Source organism: Acidovorax sp. SRI_002 (assembly GCF_057586455.1).
In genome coordinates this window covers 223,320-236,576 of sequence record NZ_JBYCZW010000004.1, presented here as the reverse complement: position 1 = coordinate 236,576, position 13,257 = coordinate 223,320, and the positions used below count along the sequence as shown (strand labels likewise).

Genomic DNA, 13,257 nt, shown 5'->3' with positions numbered 1-13,257 from the left:
CTGTCAGTTTTTCATTTTCTGACGAACAAAAGTTGACTGCAGCACAACCTGCGTACTCGGTTTAAGCCCACGAGCTACGGCAGTGATGCGGTATGCGACGCTTGGAAGGAGGTTTAGTGCAAGGCTGTTGGAGCCATTGGTGATAAGGCCTGTATTCCCTGCATTGTTATCGTAGGGAAGAATTTCAATCCAGTACCAGCCGCCTTTGGTGGCATCATCTCCTGGCTGATTTAATTTCAGGATTGGATTGCTTTTGCTGCCTGCCTCGGCGCCAGTAAATTGGCCATAGCGCGCCCCAACACCATCCACCATTAGTGCAGTCAATGTGGTCTTGTCATTCCAGAAATCCTGATTGCCTGTACGTTTCAGGCATATTCCTTTGATACATTTTGTAGTTGCACCATCCAGTTCGCTTAAGATGTCCCCAATTTCCTTGTCTTCCGTGGGTATCCACACTTTATTTACTACCGCGTCAGGAACCCTGCATACCTCGGGTTTACCTGCGGCCGGGACGCAGGCGGTCCCATCTGGTCGCTCACCACGGATGTCGAATTCTGCATCTTGGATGAGCGCTTGCGCTGCTTCAAAAGCTCGCTGATAGTCGGCGTCGTTCCCAACGATCATTTCATTAAACAGAGAGGTTCTGGATCCCCACATTGCCAGTAAAGCTGAGAGCATGACAATAACTATTACTACGAATAGAGAAATGCCACGTTGTATTTGATGGGATTTTTTTGACATGCTTTGCATGATGATCATTGTCCGTAATCAGCCCGTCAGCCCTTGGCTTCGCAACTGGTATGTGGTGCGAAAGGTCATGTGAAGGCGATTTTTTCGATTGGCCGGAAGTGTGCCGGTGCTGCTCATATTGACGGCAGTGCCATCACAGCCAGTGTAGGAGCTACCGGCGGGCATATCGATAGGTTCATCGCCATAAAGTACGATGCATACATCCGCTCCATAAACAGTATTCCAGGCCGTTCCAATCGTGGTTGCATTGACGGTCTGAATTTTCGGAGTACCTGTACTGCTATCCGTTTGCCGAAGGTAGTTGACTTGGAAGTCTGCGATATTGCGGGCCAACGCTTGTGATCCCACTCCTGTTCCATTGCAGCGAAACTCCTCGCTTTGCACCACGAACTGACTTTGAATGATGTTTTGTTCGAGGGGGGCTACCGGTAAATTTGGTGCGTTGGCAAGGCAGTCGCGGAAAAATGACACGCTGGATGCAGATGTGAAGCTCGGCTCCGCATAGTTCTGATAAGCCACAGAGAGTTTGTATTCAGACGCTGTTGGTGAGTCTTTTCCAGAGATTGGCGGTGTAGATGCTGTCAGTGAGTGAAGTGATATATCTGGAGTGAAAGCAACAACATCTGCCGCGTCAATGGGATCAGCAGGCCCCTTATTGGCAGCCAGATCCAGGCGCATCGAACCTGCTTGCCGCAGTTGCTGTCCAATAATGCGAAAGATATAAGAGGCTTGTTGTTGAATTTGGCTGGCATCAGTCACAGTGCCAGATACCCCGCGCGAAATCATCAGTGCACTGGCGGCAACGGCAATCGTCATAAGGCCGATGGTAATTCCAACCAATAACTCCACCAGTGTGGCACCATATTGAGTGGTTGGATTTTTGAACCTTGGGAGATGGTTATTTTTCATTGTTCAGACTCCAGGGCAAAAAGTCTGCGGCAAGGTCGGGCCTCCCATTGTGTAGGGCGCGCAACGGGCTGTCAGTTGAATGTATTGAAGATGGCAGATGCTGTTTGCCGGGCAGGAAACATTGCCTGTCTCTGTGTTTGTAATTTTGAAGACAGCGCCTGTTCCCGTATCCTTCTCGTTTTCTCGCCAGCTAACCATAACCCCCAATTGTCGATTGTTGTTTGCAACGGTTTCATCTGGAACAATAAAGACATTGACATCCGAATTGGGAAGTGCGTTGGTAACAGCCTGACGCCAGCGTGAGACGTCATAGAGGGCCAGCTGTTGAGAGTTGCAGGGTGCAGTTTTGCAATCAACAGGTGCTGTAGGTGTTGCGCCCCAGTTCATTAAGTAGCTGTTGAAGTTTCCTAGGGCATTGGGGTTCACCTTGGCGTGTTCGCTCAAGTCTTCAATCAGTCGAATGGCTTGCGCACGTCGTACCCCTGTCTGTGTGTCTGCTAGTGTACGAAGTTGTACCCCCAGAATGCCCAGAATGCCTAGCGCTGTAACGACAATAGCAACAAGCGATTCGATCAGGCTGACGCCGCGTTGTTGGTTATTTTTCACGGACATGTGGTTGCTCCTTTCGTTGCTTTAATGCGGCCACCTGAAGAAATGCACAGAGCTGTTGCATGCCTCGACGCTACGCCCAGCGGCTGGGGTGTGACGCTGAAACTGGCAGCCCCAAGTCCGTTGATCTGTCCCCAGCGATCCACTTTGTAAAATGCACCATTGAAAAGGTGGTTAACGTTGACATTAGGCAAGTTTGGAAACGTCTGCAGGACTGTATCTGTTCCATTCAGAATCCCATCATTATTTGCATCCGTAAAAACAATCCATCCACATTCCCATTGTTGGACGGTCCCGGTGGCGCAATTCTTTCTCACAGAGACAAGCCCTCCCCGCTTGATTGCTTCTGAGCGGGCTAAATAAATACTGTTTGTTATCTCTTCGGTCGCAGCCCTGACCCTGAAGCCGTCCATCAAGTCTCTAAAGCTTGGTCCAGCCAAAGCTGCCAGAACGGCCACAATGGCTACAACAATCATCAATTCGATCGCCGTGAATCCGTGACTTGGCCTAGAGCGTGTCTGCATTTGCGGTGGAAGAGATGGGGGTAGTACTTGCATATCGTGATCCTACGAAGATGAGGTGCGTGGTAGTCAGATCAGGTGACAGGTGGCGCCTACACGCCGACGAGAGGCGGGCTTCAGCCTGTCACTTGCGTGTGTATCCCCTGCAGGCCCCGGCGTTGTGTAAGCCTCGGCACTCCCGGAACATACGACGGTCGCGTTCAGCCGCCGTCTCTTCAGAGGCGCTGCGCTGGTAGGTGACCTTGCTCACGCTTTTTTTCTTGGGAGAGGTTTTGGCTACATGGGTTTTGTCGTCTGTGGAGCCTTTGGCCTGCGCGACGCCGACGCCTGTGAGTAGTGTTAGCGCGATACCTGCAGCCAGCAAGGCAAGCAGACTCTGATGCAGGGTGTGAGTAGTGGTGTGGTGGGGGGAGTGCTCGGATTGCATCATGCGGTTTTCGGTCGAAAATGAATGTGTGTAGTGTTTCTGGAGAGGATGGTGCTTGGCAAGGTGCAAATGTGGCTGAGTTATACTCAGACGGTTTTGCATGGTGCAAGACGCACGCCTGCAGCCGTTCCAGCCGCTGGCGCAAGTAAAAACCACGGCCCAGCTTCCTTTGCGGGCCTTATCAAGGAAAAACAATGATCGCATCCTCCATCAAGGCCGAAGTCGTCAAGGCGAACGCCCGTGCTGCCAATGACACTGGTAGCCCAGAAGTGCAGGTGGCCCTGCTGACCGCCCGCATCAACGAACTGACCCCCCACTTCAAGACGCATGCCAAGGACCACCATGGTCGCCGTGGCCTGCTGCGCATGGTGAGCCGTCGTCGCAAGCTGCTGGACTACCTGAAGGCCAAGGACGCTGACCGTTACACCGCGCTGATCGCCAAGCTGGGTCTGCGCAAGTAATTGCAATCGCATGCGAAAACGCCTGGGTTAGTCCGCTAGCTCAGGCGTTTTTTACTTCGGAGTCGCAAAACAGAGCGAAGCTGTGTCATTCCAATGAAGTTGCCGCCATGGGTTGGTGTGCAGGTTCCCTGGAATGGCATCGTGTTCTGAATTGCTCTCCAAGCCAATCTGGTAGAGCGCTACCAGCTATTAAAACAGGAGCTGAACATGAGCATTTTCAACAAAGTCACCAAGACCTTCCAATGGGGTGACAAGACCGTCATCATGGAAACGGGTGAGATCGCCCGCCAAGCCTCCGGCGCTGTGCTGGTGAACATTGATGACACCGTGGTGCTGGCCACCGTGGTGGCATCCAAGGGTGCCAAGCCGGGACAGGACTTCTTCCCCCTGACGGTGGACTATATCGAGAAGACCTACGCTGCAGGCAAGATTCCTGGCAGCTTCTTCAAGCGCGAAGCCAAGCCCAGCGAGCACGAAACCCTGACCAGCCGTCTGATCGACCGTCCGATCCGCCCGCTGTTCCCCGAAGGTTTCTTCAACGAAGTGCATGTGGTCATCCACACGGTGTCGTTGAACCCCGAAGTGGACGCTGACATCGCAGCCCTGATCGCTACCAGTGCAGCCCTGGCCATCTCTGGCATCCCGTTCAATGGCCCCATCGGCGCCGCACGCGTGGGCTACATCAACGGCGAATACGTGCTCAACCCTGGTCAGACTGCGCGCAAGAACTCGCAGATGGATCTGGTGGTGGCGGGTACCGAGGCCGCCGTGCTGATGGTGGAGTCTGAAGCCCAGCAGTTGTCCGAAGAAATCATGCTCGGCGCCGTGGTGTTTGGCCACGAGCAAGGCAATGTGGCCATCAACGCCATCCACGAACTGGTGCGCGATGCTGGCAAGCCCGTATGGCAGTGGGAAGCCCCTGCCAAGGACGAAACACTGATCGCCAAGGTGGTGGCCCTGGCCGACGACAAGCTGCGCGCTGCCTACCAGATCCGCAACAAGCAAGCCCGCACGCAGGCTTGCCGCGAAGCTTATGCGGCCGTGATGGCAGCCTTGAAGGCTGAGGGTGTCGAGTTCGACGCTGTCAAGGTTGAAGGCATGCTGTTCGATATCGAAGCCGGCATCGTTCGCAGCCAGATCCTGGCTGGTGAGCCCCGCATTGATGGCCGCGACACGCGCACCGTGCGCCCTATCGAAATCCGTGGCAGCGTACTGCCTCGCGCCCATGGCTCGTCGCTCTTCACGCGTGGCGAAACCCAGGCGCTGGTGGTGACCACGCTGGGCACCGAGCGCGACGCTCAGCGCATTGATGCGCTGGCTGGCGAGTATGAAGACCGCTTCATGATGCACTACAACATGCCTCCCTTCGCCACCGGTGAAGTGGGTCGCATGGGTTCGACCAAGCGCCGCGAAATCGGCCATGGTCGTCTGGCCAAGCGCGCTCTGATTGCCGTGTTACCGACGAAGGAAGAATTTCCCTACACCATGCGCGTGGTGTCCGAAATCACCGAATCCAACGGCTCGTCGTCGATGGCATCGGTCTGCGGTGGCTGCCTGTCGCTGATGGACGCGGGCGTTCCGATGAAGGCGCATGTGGCGGGTATCGCCATGGGCCTGATCAAGGATGCCAACCGTTTTGCCGTGTTGACCGACATTCTGGGTGATGAAGATCATTTGGGTGACATGGACTTCAAGGTGGCGGGCACCACGGCCGGTATTACCGCGCTGCAGATGGACATCAAGATCCAGGGCATCACCAAGGAAATCATGCAGGTAGCCCTGGCCCAGGCCAAGGAAGCGCGCATGCACATCCTGGGCAAGATGCAAGAGGCCATGGGTGAAGCCAAGACCGAAGTGTCGAACTTCGCGCCCAAGCTGTACACCATGAAGATCAACCCCGAGAAGATCCGCGACGTGATCGGCAAGGGCGGCGCGGTGATCCGTGCGCTGACCGAAGAAACCGGCTGCCAGATCAACATCGAGGAAGACGGCACCATCACCATCGCCGCCACCGATGCAGCCAAGGCCGATGAGGCCAAGAAGCGCATCGAGCAAATTACGGCTGAAGTCGAAATTGGCAAGATCTACGAAGGCCCTGTGACCAAGATTCTGGACTTCGGCGCACTGATCAATCTGCTGCCCGGCAAGGACGGCCTGCTGCACATCAGCCAGATTGCCCACGAGCGCGTTGAGCGCGTGGGTGACTACCTGACCGAAGGCCAGATTGTGAAGGTTAAGGTCATGGAAACCGACGAGAAGGGCCGCGTCAAGCTGTCGATGAAGGTGCTGGCCGATCGTCCTGCCGGCGGCAGCGACCGTCCTGCTCCAGCAGAGCGCGGCGACCGCGAACCACGCCGCGACCACGGTCGTGACGGGGGGCGTCAGCCAGCGGATCAGCAGCAACAGCAACAGTCCTTGCCTTCGGATAGCGGTTCAGGGCAGATCGTCGGCTGATCGGATTTTTGCTATTGATTTTGTAGCTGCTTGCGCTTTTAAATAAAGCGCTCGTAGCCAAAATCACTCAAAAATTAACCGTCCCATGAATCGCAATATGCGTGCTGTCGAGATCACTTCCTTTGGCGGGCCCGAGGTCTTGCGCCTGGGTGAGCGCACCGTGCCGCAGCCGGGTGTCGGTGAGCTGCTGATCCGTGTCGCTGCCAGCGGTATCAATCGCCCCGATGTGCTTCAGCGGATGGGGCACTATGCCCCTCCGTCTGGCACGTCGGACCTGCCGGGGCTGGAAGTCGCGGGAGTGGTGGAGTCGGGGGATGCTGCAGCCATGGCCGAGGCGGGTATACGGGTGGGTGACCGCGTCTGTGCGCTGGTGGCGGGTGGTGGTTATGCCCAATGGTGCGTGGCGCCTGTGGTGCAGTGCCTGCCGGTGCCTGATGGCTTTAGCGATGTTGAGGCTGCATCACTGCCCGAGACGTTCTTCACCGTGTGGAGCAATGTGTTCGATCGGGGGCATCTGCAGGCGGGTGAAAGCCTGCTGGTGCAAGGCGGTACCAGTGGTATTGGTGTGACGGCTGTTCAATTGGCGCGGGCCTTTGGCGCAACGGTCATTGCAACTGCAGGTAGCGACGAGAAGTGTGCGGCATGCCTGCAGCTGGGGGCCCACGAGGCCATCAACTACAAGACGCAGGATTTTGTGGCAGAAGCCAATCGCATCACGCAGGGCAAAGGCGTGGATGTGGTACTGGACATGGTGGCAGGTGACTACGTGGCGCGCGAGGTGCAGTGCCTGGCTGAGGACGGCCGCATTGTCATCATTGCGGTGCAGGGTGGCATCAAGAGCGACTTCAATGCGGGTTTGGTGCTGCGCCGCCGGCTGACCATTACTGGCTCCACCTTGCGTCCGCGTTCTGTGGCATTCAAGGGGGCGATTGCGCGTGCATTGCGCGAGCATGTGTGGCCTCTGCTGGTGGCGGGGCGTGTGCGGCCCGTCATTCACGGCACATTTGCGGCGGCGGAGGCTGCTAAGGCCCACGCGCTGATGGAGTCAAATCAGCACATTGGCAAGATTGTTTTGACGTGGTAATCATGAAAAACAAGAGAAAACTCATCGCAGGTAACTGGAAGATGAACGGCAGTCTGGCTGCCAACGATGCTTTGCTGAAAGGCATCTTGGCGGGGCTGGCTGACGCGGTTTGTGACGTGGCCGTTGCGGTGCCGGCACCCTATCTGGCGCAGGTGCAGGCTGCTGCGTTGGGGTCTTTGGTGGCTGTGGCTGCCCAGGATGTATCGCAGCACGAAGCAGGTGCCTACACCGGAGAGGTGTCGGCCGCCATGTTGAAAGACTTTGGTGTGCGGTACGCGCTGGTGGGGCATTCAGAGCGCCGCCAATACCATGGTGAAACCGATGTGGTGGTTGCCGAGAAAGCGCAACGCGCACTGGCGGCAGGTATCACGCCTATCGTCTGCGTGGGCGAGACCCTTCAGGAGCGCGAAGCTGGGCAGACCGAGGTTGTGGTCAAGCGTCAATTGGCGGCTGTGATCCACCTCAATGGTCACTGCATCAGCGAAGTGGTGGTGGCTTACGAACCGGTCTGGGCCATTGGCACGGGCCGCACGGCGTCGCCTGAGCAGGCGCAGGCAGTGCATGCAGTGCTGCGGGCACAGCTGTCTGCGGCCAGCGAGCATGCGGATCGAATCCGCCTGCTGTACGGCGGCAGCATGAATGCGGCCAATGCCGCCCAGTTGCTTTCCCAGCCGGATATCGATGGCGGCCTTGTGGGCGGTGCCTCGCTGAAAGCGCCCGATTTCCTTCAAATCATTGCGGCCGCCCGTTGAGGCTGCCCTTCAAACTATTCAATCAGGAGTGAACAGAGAATGAACGTGATCGTGAATGTGGTGTTGGCTGTGCAGATGCTGACGGCCTTGGGGATGATTGGCCTGATCCTGATCCAGCATGGCAAGGGTGCCGATATGGGCGCAGCGTTTGGCAGTGGCAGTTCCGGAAGCCTGTTTGGTGCCAGCGGTAGCGCCAACTTCTTGTCGCGTACTACGGCGGTGCTGGCTGCGGTGTTTTTTGTGGCAACGCTGGCACTGGCCTATTTCGGCAATGCGCGTCCTGCCAGTTCGGGTAGCGTGCTGGAAAATCCCGCTGCTGCAGTGCCTGCAGGTGCGCCTTCGTTGTCGGCTTCGGATGCTGCTGTGGCTCCTGCCGTGCCCGCCTCGGGTGCAGCGCAGATCCCCACCAAATAATCTGCACTAAATTGGGCTCCGTAAGCCGAAGCAGGGTTTTTCCGGAGTAGAATTCTGGATTGTCTGGAAAGCCAAAACCGCAAGGTTCCTCATGCCATCCAGATGCAAAAATCAGCCGTCGTGGTGAAATTGGTAGACACGCTATCTTGAGGGGGTAGTGGCGAAAGCTGTGCGAGTTCGAGTCTCGCCGACGGCACCAAAACAAAGGCCTGCCTGCATGACCCGGCTCGGGTCCTGACGGGCAAGGCCACAGCGGTGAGCACATCCTCAAGATGAACCTCGATCAGTACCTCCCCGTCCTTTTGTTCATCTTGGTCGGCATCGCCGTAGGCGTTGTCCCCCTTGTACTCGGCTACATACTGGGCCCCAACCGCCCGGATGCCGCGAAGAACTCTCCCTACGAATGTGGCTTTGAAGCCTTCGAGGATGCGCGCATGAAGTTTGATGTGCGCTACTACCTTGTGGCCATTCTCTTCATTCTGTTCGATCTCGAAATTGCATTCCTCTTCCCGTGGGCGGTGACGCTGCATGAGGTGGGGATCGCTGGTTTCGTGGCGGTCGTTATTTTCCTGGCCATTCTGGTTGTGGGTTTTGCCTACGAGTGGAAAAAGGGTGCCCTGGATTGGGAATGAGCGAGCCTCAACAAGGATGATGCAATGATTGAAGGCGTGATGAAGGAAGGCTTCATCACCACGAGTTACGACTCGGTGGTGAATTGGGCCAAGACCGGCTCTCTGTGGCCGATGACATTTGGCTTGGCTTGCTGTGCCGTCGAAATGATGCATGCTGCGGCGGCGCGTTACGACATTGGTCGTTTTGGGGCGGAAGTGTTCCGCGCGAGCCCGCGCCAGTCTGACCTCATGATTGTGGCCGGCACGCTGTGCAACAAGATGGCGCCTGCGTTGCGCAAGGTGTACGACCAGATGTCCGAGCCGCGTTGGGTGTTGTCGATGGGCTCGTGTGCCAACGGCGGCGGTTACTACCACTACAGCTACTCCGTGGTGCGTGGTTGCGATCGCATTGTTCCGGTGGATGTCTACGTGCCAGGTTGCCCGCCCACGGCGGAGGCGTTGATCTACGGGATCATCCAGCTGCAGCAGAAGATTCGCCGTACCAACACCATTGCTCGTGTCTGAAGGGTTGATGATGACCGCTGTTGCCATTCGGCCTGAAAAACTCAAAGACAATATTGCCGCCGCCCTGGGGGCGATGGTGCGTCAGATCACAGTGGCGTTGGATGAGGTCACCTTGGTCGTTGATGCGGCTGATTACCTCGAATCCATGCGCGTGTTGCGTGACGCTGAAGGTTGCCGCTTTGAGCAACTGATCGATTTGTGTGGCGTGGACTATTCGGCATATGCCGATGCCGTGCGTGAAGGAGCCCGCTACTGCGTGGTCTCGCACCTGTTGTCCGTCAGTCTGAATCAGCGTGTGCGGGTCAAGGTGTTCTGCGCCGATGATGATTTTCCGGTGGTGGCCTCGGTCTCCGACCTGTGGAACTCCGCCAACTGGTACGAGCGCGAAGCGTTTGATCTGTTCGGCATTGTGTTCGACGGCCACAACGACCTGCGCCGTATCCTGACCGACTACGGCTTCATTGGCCATCCCTTCCGCAAAGACTTTCCGCTGTCTGGTCATGTTGAGATGCGCTACGACGCAGAGCTGCGCCGGGTGGTTTACGAACCCGTGTCGATCGAGCCGCGGGAGATCACGCCGCGCATCATCCGCGAAGACAAGTACGGAGGCCTGCACTAAGGCGCCCGCGCCCCATGTGAACCACCATGGCTGAAATCAAGAACTATTCCCTGAACTTTGGTCCGCAGCATCCGGCGGCGCACGGTGTGCTGCGCTTGGTGCTGGAGCTCGATGGCGAAGTCGTACAGCGCGCCGACCCGCACATCGGCCTCCTGCACCGTGCCACCGAAAAGCTGGCCGAACACAAGACCTACATCCAGTCGCTGCCCTACATGGACCGATTGGACTACGTTTCGATGATGTGCAATGAGCACGCCTACTGCCTGGCCATCGAAAAGCTGCTGGGCCTGGAAGTGCCCCTGCGTGCGCAGTACATCCGCGTGATGTTTTCGGAAATCACGCGCCTGCTGAACCACCTGATGTGGCTGGGTTCGCATGGCAACGACTGCGGCAGCTCCACCATTCTGATCTATACCTTCCGCGAGCGCGAAGACCTGTTCGACATGTACGAAGCCGTCTCTGGCGCGCGTATGCATGCAGCGTATTTCCGTCCAGGCGGTGTGTACCGTGACCTGCCGGACTCCATGCCGCAATACAAGGTCAGCAAGATCAAGAACGCCAAGGCCCTGGAGGCCATGAACCAGAACCGCCAAGGTTCTTTGCTTGATTTCATCGACGACTTCACCAAGCGCTTCCCCGGTTGCGTAGATGAGTACGAGACCCTGCTGACCGACAACCGTATCTGGAAGCAGCGCACCGTGGGTATTGGTGTGGTGCCGCCAGAGCGTGCGCTGAACCTGGGCATGACCGGCCCCATGATCCGTGGCTCCGGTATTGCCTGGGACCTGCGCAAGACCCAGCCGTACGATGTTTACGACCGTGTGGACTTCGATGTACCCGTGGGCAAGACAGGTGACTGCTACGACCGCTATCTGGTGCGCGTGCAGGAAATGCGCGAATCCAATCGCATCATCAAGCAGTGTGTGGATTGGCTCAAAGCCAATCCGGGTCCTGTCATTACTGACAATCACAAGGTGGCTGCGCCCGCTCGTGAGTCCATGAAGTCCAACATGGAGGAGTTGATCCACCACTTCAAGCTTTTCACTGAAGGGTTTCACGTGCCCGAGGGTGAGGCTTATGCTGCGGTGGAGCATCCCAAGGGCGAGTTTGGCATCTACCTGGTGAGCGACGGCGCCAACAAACCGTACCGCCTCAAGATCCGTGCGCCTGGTTTCGCGCACCTGGCCACGCTGGACGAAATGGCTCGCGGCCACATGATTGCGGACGCCGTGGCCATCATTGGCACCATGGATATCGTGTTCGGAGAGATTGACCGATGATTACCGAATCGACCCGCGCGCGTTTTGCGCGTGAAGTGGCCAAGTACCCCGCCGAGCAGAAGCAGTCTGCAGTGATGGCCTGCCTGTCTATCGTGCAACAGGAGCAGGGGTTTGTCAGTGCTGAAAGTGAAGCGGTGATTGCCGAGTATCTGGGCATGGCCCAGATCGCCGTGCATGAAGTCACGACCTTCTACAACATGTACAACCAGCAGCCGGTGGGCAAGTACAAGCTCAACGTGTGCACCAACTTGCCTTGTCAGCTGCGCGACGGACAGAAGGCGCTGCACCACCTTGAAAAGAAGCTTGGTGTGACCATGGGCGAGACCACGGCCGATGGCCTGTTCACCCTGCAGCAGTGTGAGTGCCTGGGCGCCTGCGCCGATGCGCCCGTGATGCTGGTCAACGACCGCACGATGTGCAGCTTCATGGACAACGACAAGCTCGACCAGTTGGTCGACGGCCTGCGTGCGGCGGAGGGACAAGCATGACCACCGCTGCACAGATCCTCTCGCAGTTCCAGGCCACGGGCGTCCAGACCTGCTTCCACGACCGCCACATCAACCCGCAGATCTACGCGGGCCTGGATGGTGCGAACTGGAGCATCAAGGACTACGAAGCGCGCGGCGGCTATGCTGCGCTGCGCAAGATCCTGGGCACCGATGGCGGTGAACCGCTCACGCAGGACCAGGTCATCGCCACTGTCAAGGAATCCGGCCTGCGCGGCCGTGGCGGTGCGGGTTTCCCCACCGGCCTCAAGTGGAGCTTCATGCCCCGCTCGTTCCCAGGCCAGAAGTACCTCGTGTGCAACTCCGATGAAGGCGAGCCTGGCACGTGCAAGGATCGCGACATTCTTCAGTTCAACCCGCACATCGTTATCGAAGGCATGATCATCGCGGCCTACGCGATGGGCATCTCTGTGGGCTACAACTACATCCACGGTGAAATCTTCCAGACCTACGACCGCTTTGAAGAAGCGTTGGAAGAAGCGCGCGCAGCCGGTTACCTGGGTGACAAGATCCTTGGCAGCAACTTCAGCTTCCAGCTGCATGCGGCGCATGGCTTCGGTGCCTATATCTGTGGCGAAGAAACTGCGCTGCTCGAATCGCTCGAAGGCAAGAAGGGCCAGCCGCGCTTCAAGCCGCCGTTCCCTGCCAGCTTCGGTCTGTACGGCAAGCCCACCACCATCAACAACACGGAGACCTTCGCGGCCGTGCCGTGGATCATCCGCAATGGCGGCCAAGCCTACTTGGAGTGTGGCAAGCCCAACAACGGTGGCACCAAGATCTTCTCGGTTTCGGGCGATGTGGAAAAGCCCGGCAACTACGAAGTGCCCATGGGCACGCCTTTTGCCAAGCTGCTCGAACTGGCCGGTGGCGTGCGCAAGGGGCGCCAGCTCAAGGCAGTGATTCCCGGTGGCTCCTCGTCCCCGGTGCTGCCTGCCTCCATCATCATGGAATGCACGATGGATTACGACTCCATTGCAAAGGCTGGCTCCATGCTGGGTTCGGGCGCTGTGATCGTGATGGACGATTCCCGCAGCATGGTCGAGAGTCTGCTGCGCCTGTCGTACTTCTATTCCCACGAATCCTGTGGCCAGTGCACGCCATGCCGTGAAGGCACGGGCTGGATGTGGCGCGTGATCGACCGTATTCAGCACGGTCAGGGGCGCGAAGGCGATCTGGACCTGCTCAATTCTGTGGCAGACAACATCCAGGGGCGCACGATCTGTGCGCTGGGCGATGCCGCTGCCATGCCTGTGCGCGCCATGATCAAACATTTCCGTCCCGAGTTTGAGGCACTGATCCGGAACAAGGCCCCGCAGGCCGCGACCTCCGTCTGAT

General features: G+C 57.6%; 16 protein-coding genes and 1 tRNA gene. 12 read left to right on the top strand and 5 right to left on the bottom strand.

The window, feature by feature from the left end; all coding sequences use genetic code 11:
• Nucleotides 1-3: 3 nt before the first annotated feature.
• The 5 genes from AC2YJX_RS12365 to AC2YJX_RS12345 form a co-directional block, all read right to left on the bottom strand.
• Nucleotides 4-750, bottom strand: coding sequence for a pilus assembly PilX family protein (locus tag AC2YJX_RS12365; RefSeq protein WP_487256200.1), 747 nt, complete (start codon nt 748-750; stop codon nt 4-6).
• Nucleotides 751-768: 18 nt separating this feature from the next.
• Nucleotides 769-1,659, bottom strand: coding sequence for a PilW family protein (locus AC2YJX_RS12360; RefSeq protein WP_487256199.1), 891 nt, complete (start codon nt 1,657-1,659; stop codon nt 769-771).
• 3 nt (nt 1,660-1,662) lie between these two features.
• Nucleotides 1,663-2,271 carry a type IV pilus modification protein PilV gene (gene pilV, locus AC2YJX_RS12355; RefSeq protein WP_487256198.1) on the bottom strand — a complete coding sequence of 203 codons (609 nt, stop codon included), beginning with the start codon at nt 2,269-2,271 and terminating at the stop codon, nt 1,663-1,665.
• Nucleotides 2,262-2,792 (bottom strand): GspH/FimT family pseudopilin, encoded by a 531-nt coding sequence (locus tag AC2YJX_RS12350; protein WP_487256360.1) that lies wholly within the window; start codon nt 2,790-2,792, stop codon nt 2,262-2,264. Before AC2YJX_RS12350 ends, pilV begins: the two co-directional genes overlap by 10 nt.
• 121 nt (nt 2,793-2,913) lie before the next feature.
• Nucleotides 2,914-3,318, bottom strand: a complete 405-nt coding sequence (locus AC2YJX_RS12345; protein ID WP_487256197.1) for a hypothetical protein — start codon at nt 3,316-3,318, stop codon at nt 2,914-2,916.
• A 92-nt stretch (nt 3,319-3,410) separates the two neighbouring features.
• On the opposite strand from AC2YJX_RS12345, the gene rpsO reads away from it, so the two are divergent.
• From rpsO to nuoF, 12 genes are all read left to right on the top strand, one after another.
• Nucleotides 3,411-3,677, top strand: a complete 267-nt coding sequence (rpsO, locus tag AC2YJX_RS12340; protein WP_005793232.1) for a 30S ribosomal protein S15 — start codon at nt 3,411-3,413, stop codon at nt 3,675-3,677.
• Nucleotides 3,678-3,884: 207 nt separating this feature from the next.
• Nucleotides 3,885-6,131: a polyribonucleotide nucleotidyltransferase gene (pnp, locus tag AC2YJX_RS12335; RefSeq protein WP_228899345.1), complete on the top strand. Its 2,247-nt coding sequence runs from the start codon at nt 3,885-3,887 to the stop codon at nt 6,129-6,131.
• A gap of 97 nt (nt 6,132-6,228) precedes the next feature.
• The gene (locus AC2YJX_RS12330; protein WP_487256359.1) at nt 6,229-7,215 is read left to right on the top strand and encodes an NAD(P)H-quinone oxidoreductase; all 987 of its coding nucleotides are present in this window, start codon (nt 6,229-6,231) and stop codon (nt 7,213-7,215) included.
• Nucleotides 7,216-7,217: 2 nt separating this feature from the next.
• Nucleotides 7,218-7,967, top strand: coding sequence for a triose-phosphate isomerase (gene tpiA, locus AC2YJX_RS12325; protein WP_055393221.1), 750 nt, complete (start codon nt 7,218-7,220; stop codon nt 7,965-7,967).
• Nucleotides 7,968-8,006: 39 nt separating this feature from the next.
• On the top strand, nt 8,007-8,381 hold the full coding sequence (gene secG, locus AC2YJX_RS12320) for a preprotein translocase subunit SecG (RefSeq protein ID WP_055393223.1): 375 nt from the start codon (nt 8,007-8,009) through the stop codon (nt 8,379-8,381).
• 114 nt (nt 8,382-8,495) lie between these two features.
• Nucleotides 8,496-8,580, top strand: a tRNA-Leu gene (locus AC2YJX_RS12315).
• Between the two features lie 73 nt (nt 8,581-8,653).
• Nucleotides 8,654-9,013: an NADH-quinone oxidoreductase subunit A gene (locus tag AC2YJX_RS12310; protein WP_055393226.1), complete on the top strand. Its 360-nt coding sequence runs from the start codon at nt 8,654-8,656 to the stop codon at nt 9,011-9,013.
• 24 nt (nt 9,014-9,037) lie between these two features.
• On the top strand, nt 9,038-9,517 hold the full coding sequence (locus tag AC2YJX_RS12305) for a NuoB/complex I 20 kDa subunit family protein (protein WP_007849129.1): 480 nt from the start codon (nt 9,038-9,040) through the stop codon (nt 9,515-9,517).
• Between the two features lie 10 nt (nt 9,518-9,527).
• Nucleotides 9,528-10,136: an NADH-quinone oxidoreductase subunit C gene (locus tag AC2YJX_RS12300; RefSeq protein ID WP_055393297.1), complete on the top strand. Its 609-nt coding sequence runs from the start codon at nt 9,528-9,530 to the stop codon at nt 10,134-10,136.
• A gap of 26 nt (nt 10,137-10,162) precedes the next feature.
• Nucleotides 10,163-11,416, top strand: a complete 1,254-nt coding sequence (locus AC2YJX_RS12295; protein ID WP_182119480.1) for an NADH-quinone oxidoreductase subunit D — start codon at nt 10,163-10,165, stop codon at nt 11,414-11,416.
• Nucleotides 11,413-11,904 carry an NADH-quinone oxidoreductase subunit NuoE gene (nuoE, locus tag AC2YJX_RS12290; RefSeq protein ID WP_055393230.1) on the top strand — a complete coding sequence of 164 codons (492 nt, stop codon included), beginning with the start codon at nt 11,413-11,415 and terminating at the stop codon, nt 11,902-11,904. The genes AC2YJX_RS12295 and nuoE overlap by 4 nt, the downstream gene beginning before the upstream one ends.
• Nucleotides 11,901-13,256: an NADH-quinone oxidoreductase subunit NuoF gene (gene nuoF / locus AC2YJX_RS12285; protein ID WP_218300594.1), complete on the top strand. Its 1,356-nt coding sequence runs from the start codon at nt 11,901-11,903 to the stop codon at nt 13,254-13,256. Before nuoE ends, nuoF begins: the two co-directional genes overlap by 4 nt.
• Nucleotide 13,257 lies beyond the last annotated feature (1 nt).

Bases quoted from the DNA above. Each gene is read 5' to 3' on its own strand.
- AC2YJX_RS12330 (WP_487256359.1), top strand. From the start codon at position 6,229: ATGCGTGCTGTCGAGATCACTTCCTTTGGCGGGCCCGAGGTCTTGCGC.
- nuoE (WP_055393230.1), top strand. From the start codon at position 11,413: ATGATTACCGAATCGACCCGCGCGCGTTTTGCGCGTGAAGTGGCCAAG.
- AC2YJX_RS12345 (WP_487256197.1), bottom strand. From the start codon at position 3,318: ATGCAAAACCGTCTGAGTATAACTCAGCCACATTTGCACCTTGCCAAG.
- secG (WP_055393223.1), top strand. From the start codon at position 8,007: ATGAACGTGATCGTGAATGTGGTGTTGGCTGTGCAGATGCTGACGGCC.
- AC2YJX_RS12300 (WP_055393297.1), top strand. From the start codon at position 9,528: ATGACCGCTGTTGCCATTCGGCCTGAAAAACTCAAAGACAATATTGCC.
- AC2YJX_RS12295 (WP_182119480.1), top strand. From the start codon at position 10,163: ATGGCTGAAATCAAGAACTATTCCCTGAACTTTGGTCCGCAGCATCCG.
- nuoF (WP_218300594.1), top strand. From the start codon at position 11,901: ATGACCACCGCTGCACAGATCCTCTCGCAGTTCCAGGCCACGGGCGTC.
- tpiA (WP_055393221.1), top strand. From the start codon at position 7,218: ATGAAAAACAAGAGAAAACTCATCGCAGGTAACTGGAAGATGAACGGC.
- AC2YJX_RS12310 (WP_055393226.1), top strand. From the start codon at position 8,654: ATGAACCTCGATCAGTACCTCCCCGTCCTTTTGTTCATCTTGGTCGGC.
- rpsO (WP_005793232.1), top strand. From the start codon at position 3,411: ATGATCGCATCCTCCATCAAGGCCGAAGTCGTCAAGGCGAACGCCCGT.
- AC2YJX_RS12360 (WP_487256199.1), bottom strand. From the start codon at position 1,659: ATGAAAAATAACCATCTCCCAAGGTTCAAAAATCCAACCACTCAATAT.
- AC2YJX_RS12305 (WP_007849129.1), top strand. From the start codon at position 9,038: ATGATTGAAGGCGTGATGAAGGAAGGCTTCATCACCACGAGTTACGAC.
- AC2YJX_RS12365 (WP_487256200.1), bottom strand. From the start codon at position 750: ATGCAAAGCATGTCAAAAAAATCCCATCAAATACAACGTGGCATTTCT.
- AC2YJX_RS12350 (WP_487256360.1), bottom strand. From the start codon at position 2,792: ATGCAGACACGCTCTAGGCCAAGTCACGGATTCACGGCGATCGAATTG.
- pilV (WP_487256198.1), bottom strand. From the start codon at position 2,271: ATGTCCGTGAAAAATAACCAACAACGCGGCGTCAGCCTGATCGAATCG.
- pnp (WP_228899345.1), top strand. From the start codon at position 3,885: ATGAGCATTTTCAACAAAGTCACCAAGACCTTCCAATGGGGTGACAAG.